Below are 7076 nucleotides of genomic sequence, written 5' to 3' on the forward strand. Positions count from 1 at the left end.
CCACAGAAAGGCACGGTAGTGAACCACCACCCCGAACCCGTCGTGACCACCGCGCGGGGGGCGGTCCGCGGCCTGCGCCAGGACGCCATCACCGCCTTCCTGAACATCCCGTACGCCGCGCCTCCCCTCGGTGCCGGCCGATTCGCGCCGCCCGGGCCGCACACGTCCTGGGACGGCGTACGAGACGCCACCGTGCCCGGGCCCAACGCGCCGCAGTCCGCGCGCACGCTCGGCGATATGGACATGTCCCCCTACTTCGGCGCCGGTTGGAGCCGTGGCGAGGACTACCTCACCGTCAACGTGTGGACGCCCGCGGCCATGGCGGGCGACCTGCCCGTCATGGTGTTCGTGCACGGCGGAGGATTCGTCGCCGGATCGACGCGGTCCGCCGTGTACGACGGCTCCGCCTTCGCCCGCGACGGCGTCGTCCTCGTCACCCTGAACTACCGGCTCGGTATCGCGGGGTTCCTCGATGTCCCCGGAGCGCCCGCCAATCGCGGTCTGCTCGATGTCGTCGCCGCGCTGCGCTGGGTGCGGGAGAACATCGCCGCCTTCGGTGGCGATCCGCGCAATGTCACGCTCTTCGGCCAGTCGGCCGGGGCGACGATCGTCGGCGGCGTCCTCGCCACCCCCGAGGCCATGGGCCTCTTCCGCCGCGCGATCGTCCAGAGCGGCAGCGGCCTGGGCGCGTTCACGACCGAGCAGGCCGCCCGTGTCACCGGGGCGGCGGCCGAGGCCCTGGGCGTCGAACCCCATGTCGACGCCTTCGCGGAGATCTCCGACGAGCGGCTGGTCGAGGCGGCCTCGCGGCTCGCCGGTATCGACCTGCGGACCGAGACGCACAGTGACCCGTTGATCGGGCTCAGCCCTTTCAGTCTGGTCCTCGACACGCAGCCCGCCGTATCCGTCGCCGCCGGCCTCGGTGCCGATGTCGACCTGCTCATCGGGACCAACAGCGAGGAGGGAAACCTCTATCTGGCCCCCATGGGCCATTACTCCACCTCGACCGCCATGGACGTCGACGCGGCGGCGGCCCGCTCGCACGCGGATCCGGCACGGCTCGTCGAGACATACCGAAAGGCGCGCCCCGGGGCGTCCTTCGGCGAGCTGCGCTCCGCCATCATGGGCGACGCGCTGTTCGGCGCGGGCAGCCGGGCCCTGGCCGACGCACATGCCGCCCACCCCCGATCCGGCACCTTCCGCTACGAGTTCGCGTGGCGCTCCCATGCCCTGGACGGCGAGCTCGGTGCCTCTCACGCGGTGGAACTCCCCTTCGTCTTCGACCTCGCGCGTCTTCCCCGGCTGCACGGACGGCGCGGCCTGCTCGGCCCGGACAAGCCCCCCGCGGATCTCGCCGCCCGTGTGCACGGGACCTGGGTACGGTTCGCCAGGACCGGCGACCCCGGCTGGGACCCGTACGACAGCGGGCGCCGGGCCACGATGCGCGTCGACGCCGAGTGGACCCGGATCGACGACCCGCACGGCCGGGAACGACGGGCGTGGAGCTGACGCCGGACGGAGATCCGGGCCCGGCGGGCCTTTGGTCAGGCGGGCCCTCGGTCAGGCGGTGGGGGAGCTGTCGTCGCGGCAGGTGACGCCCGGCCGGGTGTTCAGTGACCACATGTGCGTGCATCGCGGGCACTGAAGGTGGACGACCGGTCCGCTGCTGGAGATCAGATAGCGCCAGTGCTCACCGCAATTGCGACGGTCGGCGCAGGTCGCGCAGTGACGGGCGTCGTCGCAGGCGGGGCAGGCCACCCAGGCGCGGCGGGCGATGTCCGCCTGGGGGTCAATGGGAAGCCGCACCGCCGGGCTCCTCCCTCGGCAGGACACCGGCCGCCACGAGGAGGTCGTAGGTGCGCTGCTGCTCGGCGTCAAGGCCCGAGTAGAGGAGTGCGTACGCCTCGTCCTCGCCTCGGAGTGCGGCCACCGGGTCCCAGTCGGGCCCGAGCGCGGCCACGACCTCCGCCCGTCGTCGGGCTTCCTCGAAGGTCAGGTCGATCGTGAAGGGTATGAGGCCGATGTCATTGTCCTGATTCATTGCGAAACTTCCAATGTGTCGACGGAACCCCGCCATCTTTACCAGGCGATCCCGCGACAGGGAAGGGTGGCCTTAGTTGCCCCGGGGCCGGACACCACCGTGCCCGCCCCCGGGGTCATCCCGGATCGGCCGACGAGAGCGGTCCGTTGCCCGCGCCGGGCGCCGGATCGGGGACCCCGTTCGCGCGCGGCACTGTGACGTACGTCATGGCGGGCGCCCCGTCCGGGGCGTCTTTACGCCGTGACCGCACGGGCCGGCGCCGGTTCTGTGATCTCTCTCACCGGAACGGTGGGCGCCCACCGGTCAGTAATGGGCATGACCACGTTTCCGCCGCCGCCTCCCGCGACAGAGCCGCCCCGCCGAACCGCACCAGGAAAGTCGGGCGCCGCACACCTGCGGCTGGACATCCAAGGGCTGCGCGCCCTGGCGGTGGCCCTTGTCGTCCTCTCCCACATCGGAGTGGCCCGGTTCGGCGGCGGCTACATCGGCGTCGACGTCTTCTTCGTGATCTCTGGATTCGTGATCACGTCGATGCTGCTGCGCGAGCACTCCTCCACCGGCCGGCTGTCCCTCAGGGACTTCTACGCCCGCCGAGCGATGCGCCTGCTGCCCGCCGCCACCGTGGTCGTGATCGCCACCCTCGCCGGATCGTGGCTGTATCTCTCCAAAGTCCGGTTCGCCGACTACGTGGGTGACGCCCTCAGCAGTTCCCTCTACACGGCCAACATCCGGCTGGCCCTCACCGGCACCGACTACCTCTCCCAAAGCGGCCCGCCCTCGCCGTTCCAGCACTTCTGGTCACTCGCCGTCGAAGAGCAGTTCTACCTGCTGTGGCCGCTCCTTCTGCTGGTCGGCTGGATGGCGGCACGGCGGTACGCCTTCGCGCCCGTTCTGCTGACGGCCGTCCTGACGGTGACCTCCTTCGCGCTGAGCCTGCTTACCACCGCGTCCTCGCCGTCCTGGGCGTACTTCGGTCCGCACACCCGCGTGTGGGAGCTCGGGACCGGCTCCCTGCTCGCCTTTGGCGCCACCCGGCTGGAGAGACTCCCGGCCAGGATCGCCGCTCCGGCGACCTGGGTCGGGCTCGTCTGCGTTCTGATCGCCGCGTGCGCCTTCGGCGAGGACACTCCGTTCCCGGGGTACCACGCGCTGCTACCGGTGCTGGGAACCGCCCTGATCCTGGCCGGCGGCTGCGCTCCGACCCGGTTCGGCGCGGGGCGACTGCTCGCGCTGCGGCCCGCGGTATGGGTGGGCGGGCTGTCCTACGGCTGGTACTTGTGGCACTGGCCGCTCCTGGTCATCGCGCCGACGGCGCTGCGTATGAGCCCGGAACTTCCGCTGCTGTGCGCTCTGATGGCCGTCGCCCTGCTCGCCGCGTGGGCGACGTCCCGTCTGGTGGAGAACCCGGTGCGGTTCCATCCGGCTCTGCGCCGTCGGCCGGGCAGAGCGCTGGGCATGGGCGCGGGCCTCTCGGCGGGGGCCGTGTCGCTGGCCCTGGTCGCGGGGGCGTTTCCGCCCGCGATCGACTCCGGCGTGGCCGCGCCCGTACTCCAGAACGTCCTGCGGGCCGCGCCGGACGCCGAAGGGCGGCTGACGGAGCTGCTGGGAACCGCCCCCGCGCGTCTGCCGAGCAACCTCACGCCGGGGATAGGCGCGGTCAAGGGCGAGCGGTCGGCGATCTACCGTGACGGCTGCCACGCCAACTACACCAGCACGAGCGCTCGGCCGTGCGTCTTCGGCGACCGGGACTCCGACAAGGTCGTGGTGATCTTCGGTGACTCCCACGCCGCCCAGTGGTTTCCGGCGCTGGACCGTCTGGCCCGTACCGAGCACTGGCGGCTGGTCTCGCTGACCAAGGCGTCGTGCAAGGTCGCGACGGTGACCACCGTCAACGCGCACAAGCCCTACCGCTCCTGTGACATCTGGCGGAACAACGCCCTCGCCAGGATCGACGAGTTGCGCCCCTTCCTCGTGATCGCCTCGTCCTCCGACGCGGGCACCCTGGCGGACACCGGGCTCGATCCCCTTCAGGAGTGGACGGCCGGGTACCGCACGACGTTCCAGCGCCTCACGGCAACCGGGGCCCGGGTGGTTGAAGTCCTCGACACACCCTGGCCAGAGGCCGACGCGGTCGACTGCGCCGCGTCGTACCCGCTGCGGCTGACCACATGTGCCACCACCACGGCCGAGGTGTTCCGGGACCCGACCCGCAGAGAGGCCGGCCGGCTGGCGGCGGCCTCCAGCGGGGTGACCGTCATCGACCCCGAGCCCTGGTTCTGCGCACCCAACGGCGACTGCCCGATCGTTGTGGACGACACACTCGTCTACCGCGACGAAAGCCATGTCGCCGAGACCTACGCCCAGGCCATCGCGCCCGTCGTGGGCGACCGGTTGTCCCAGGTGCTCGCGGGGCAGGCCCGTGCCGAAGGTGACGCCACGGGATGATGCCGCGCGCCCCCGCCCACGGCCGGGGCGCGTACCGGTCCCGCCCGGCGGCGCTTCGCCGTGCGACGCCGTGACGGTGGCGTCGGCCGCGCGGGCGGGGCCGCCGCGGATCAGGCCGCCGGGTTGACGGATTGGTGTCAGTCCTCCCTGGGCAGTGAGCAGAGGAACTCATGTCATGTGCACGACCATCGATAGCCGTCCAATCTCTCCTCCAAGGAGGCCGATCATGCACGTTCCTCAGTTGACCCGCGGGCTTGTCGCCGCTGTCACCCTGACCCTTTCCCTGGTGGGTGGTCAGGCCGTGGCCGCTCCTTCCGCCGACGCGGACACGGCCGCGGACAGGGCCTCGGCCGCGCGGGTGGTCACCTACGACGCCAGCGGTTCCGCGGAGTTCAGGTCCGCGGTCGACCGGGGCGCGGCGATCTGGAACGAGGTTGTCGACGCTGTCGAACTGCGGCCGTCCGCGGCCGGGCAGCGCGCCAACATACGGGTCCTCGCGGACAACGGCTGGCCCCGCGCCATCACCACCTCACTGGGCAACGGAACCGTCTACATCGGACGCCAGGCCGTGGACCAGGGCTACGACACGATCCGCATCTCGTCTCACGAACTGGGCCACATCCTGGGCCTGCCGGACCGCAAGCCCGGTCCGTGTTCGAGCCTGATGTCCGGTTCCACCGCGGGAACCGCCTGCACGAACCCCTACCCGAACACCGCCGAGAAGGCGGAGGTCGAGGGCAACTTCGGCAGCGCGTTCGCGCCGACGGCCGGAGCGGTGCCGCTCAACGTCATGCTCGTGGACTGACACACGGCGCGGAACCCTGGACGGGGGTGGCCGTATGCCCCGGAGCGCGGATCGCGCTCCGGGGCGTGCACGGCGGTGAGCGGCCACGTACAGGACCGATCACCCGAGACGGACGGCCCGGTCACCCGAGACGGCCGGCCAGGCCGCCCGAGCAGGACGGCCAAGCCGGAGGCCGACGGTTCCGCGTGACCGACGGGACGAGAGAATCCCGGCATGACAATCACCGCGCACGCGCTCAACCGGGCCACCCTCGCCCGACAACTGCTGCTGGGCCGTGAGCCGCTCGATGTCGCGGACGCGGTGCGACGTGTGGTCGCCTTGCAGGCACAGCAGCCGGCCTCGCCGTACATCGCGCTGTGGAACCGACTCAGCGGATTCGATCCGGCGGGCCTCGACGCGGCCCTCGCCGGACACCGGACGGTCAAGGCGACGCTGATGCGCATCACGTTGCACGCGGTCCACGCCGAGGACTACCGGACCTTCCGTGAGGCCATGGAGCCGACGCTGCGCGGCTCCAGGCTCGGCGACCCGCGCTTCACGGCGTCCGGGCTCACCGCCGACGACGCCACCGTACTGGTCCCGGATCTCCTGGAGTACGCCGACCGGGCGCGGACCCCCGCCGAGCTGGGGGGCTGGCTGGGGGAGCGGCTGGGCGCACCGATGGAGTCGGCGGCCCAGCGGATGCTGCGGCAGTACGCGCCGCTGTGGCACGCGCCGACCGGAGGGCCCTGGTCGTTCCAGACCCGGGCGTCGTATGTCGCGGCGGCCACCCGGCCGGTGCTGGCGGATCCCGACGTCGCCGACGCGAGTCTGCGGACCCTGATACGCCGCTACCTGGAGGGCTTCGGGCCGGCGTCGGTGGCGGACATGGCGCAGTTCGCGCTCGTACAGCGGGCTCGGGTCAGAGCGGCGGTGAACGCGCTCGCCGACGAGTTCGAGCAACTGGAAGGCCCGGGCGGCACGGTGCTGTACGACATCCCCGGCGCGCCACGGCCGGCCGAGGACACCCCCGCTCCACCCAGACTGATGGCGATGTGGGACAGCACCCTGCTGGCCTACGCCGATCGCAGCCGCGTCGTCCCGCCCGATTACCGCAAGCGCGTGACACGGGTGAACGGCGATGTGCTGCCCACGTTGTTGGTCGATGGCTACGTCGCCGGCGTCTGGCGTGCCGTCGACGGTGGAATCGAGGCCACCGCCTTCCATCCCCTTCCGGGCCATGTCTGGGAGGGACTTGCCGCGGAGGCCGGTTCCCTCATCGCGTTCCTCGCCACCCGTGATCCGAGGGCCTACGGACGCTACGACCACTGGTGGACCAAAGGAGTGCCGGGCGCCGACACACGACTGCTTCCCGGCGCTTGAGCCGACGAGCGCCGGGGTACGTCGACGGCCGCCTCGGGCGCCTGGTCAGCGCGTTCGCGTAATGCCGTGCGAGGCGGCTTGTAAGGTGCGCCCCATGCCGGATGCCCCGCTTCGCCCCGAGCCGTTCACCCCGCGGGCCACCCCCGCGGCACTCGATGACCTCCGTACGCGGCTGCGTGCGACGCGCTGGCCGGATACGCCCGAGGACGCCGGGTGGTCGCTCGGCACCGACGTCGCCTATCTCCGCGAGCTCGTGGCCTACTGGGCGGACGGCTTCGACTGGCCGGCGCGGGAGGCGGCGCTCAACCGGCTCCCCCGCTTCCGCGCCCTAGGGCGTGTTGCGAAAGTAGCGCCGTCCGCCCGCAGGGCGGGGCCTGCGGCGTCCGGTGCGTGCGATCGCAAGGCGGAGGGGCACCCCAGTAC

Annotated in this window: 7 protein-coding genes; 5 read left to right on the forward strand and 2 right to left on the reverse strand. The window is 71.8% G+C overall.

Annotated elements, in window-relative coordinates; genetic code table 11:
* Positions 1–18: 18 nt before the first annotated feature.
* Entirely contained in the window at positions 19–1509 is a 1491-nt protein-coding gene (locus AB0M67_RS15075) for a carboxylesterase family protein (RefSeq protein ID WP_365745787.1), read from the forward strand.
* Positions 1510–1560: 51 nt separating this feature from the next.
* Here the strand turns inward: AB0M67_RS15075 and AB0M67_RS15080 are convergent, their stop codons facing one another.
* Positions 1561–1806, reverse strand: a complete 246-nt coding sequence (locus tag AB0M67_RS15080) for a hypothetical protein (RefSeq protein WP_365745788.1) — start codon at positions 1804–1806, stop codon at positions 1561–1563.
* Positions 1790–2041, reverse strand: coding sequence for a DUF6400 family protein (locus tag AB0M67_RS15085; RefSeq protein WP_365745789.1), 252 nt, complete (start codon positions 2039–2041; stop codon positions 1790–1792). The genes AB0M67_RS15080 and AB0M67_RS15085 overlap by 17 nt, the downstream gene beginning before the upstream one ends.
* Positions 2042–2356: 315 nt before the next feature.
* Here AB0M67_RS15085 and AB0M67_RS15090 point away from each other — a divergent pair, with 315 nt between their 5' ends.
* The 4 genes from AB0M67_RS15090 to AB0M67_RS15105 form a co-directional block, all read left to right on the forward strand.
* On the forward strand, positions 2357–4486 hold the full coding sequence (locus AB0M67_RS15090) for an acyltransferase family protein (protein WP_365745790.1): 2130 nt from the start codon (positions 2357–2359) through the stop codon (positions 4484–4486).
* A gap of 226 nt (positions 4487–4712) precedes the next feature.
* The gene (locus AB0M67_RS15095; protein WP_365745791.1) at positions 4713–5291 is read left to right on the forward strand and encodes a snapalysin family zinc-dependent metalloprotease; all 579 of its coding nucleotides are present in this window, start codon (positions 4713–4715) and stop codon (positions 5289–5291) included.
* Positions 5292–5504: 213 nt separating this feature from the next.
* Positions 5505–6653 carry a winged helix DNA-binding domain-containing protein gene (locus AB0M67_RS15100; RefSeq protein ID WP_365745792.1) on the forward strand — a complete coding sequence of 383 codons (1149 nt, stop codon included), beginning with the start codon at positions 5505–5507 and terminating at the stop codon, positions 6651–6653.
* A 94-nt stretch (positions 6654–6747) separates the two neighbouring features.
* Positions 6748–7076: epoxide hydrolase N-terminal domain-containing protein (locus AB0M67_RS15105; RefSeq protein WP_365745794.1), on the forward strand; the 329-nt coding region annotated here is incomplete at its 3' end.

The organism is Streptomyces sp. NPDC051662 (assembly GCF_040681655.1).
Lineage (GTDB): Bacteria > Actinomycetota > Actinomycetes > Streptomycetales > Streptomycetaceae > Streptomyces.

What these genes read in the sequence shown, in the direction of transcription:
- AB0M67_RS15085 (WP_365745789.1), bottom strand. Translation starts at nt 2,041, where the DNA reads ATGAATCAGGACAATGACATCGGCCTCATACCCTTCACGATCGACCTG.
- AB0M67_RS15090 (WP_365745790.1), top strand. Translation starts at nt 2,357, where the DNA reads ATGACCACGTTTCCGCCGCCGCCTCCCGCGACAGAGCCGCCCCGCCGA.
- AB0M67_RS15095 (WP_365745791.1), top strand. Translation starts at nt 4,713, where the DNA reads ATGCACGTTCCTCAGTTGACCCGCGGGCTTGTCGCCGCTGTCACCCTG.
- AB0M67_RS15100 (WP_365745792.1), top strand. Translation starts at nt 5,505, where the DNA reads ATGACAATCACCGCGCACGCGCTCAACCGGGCCACCCTCGCCCGACAA.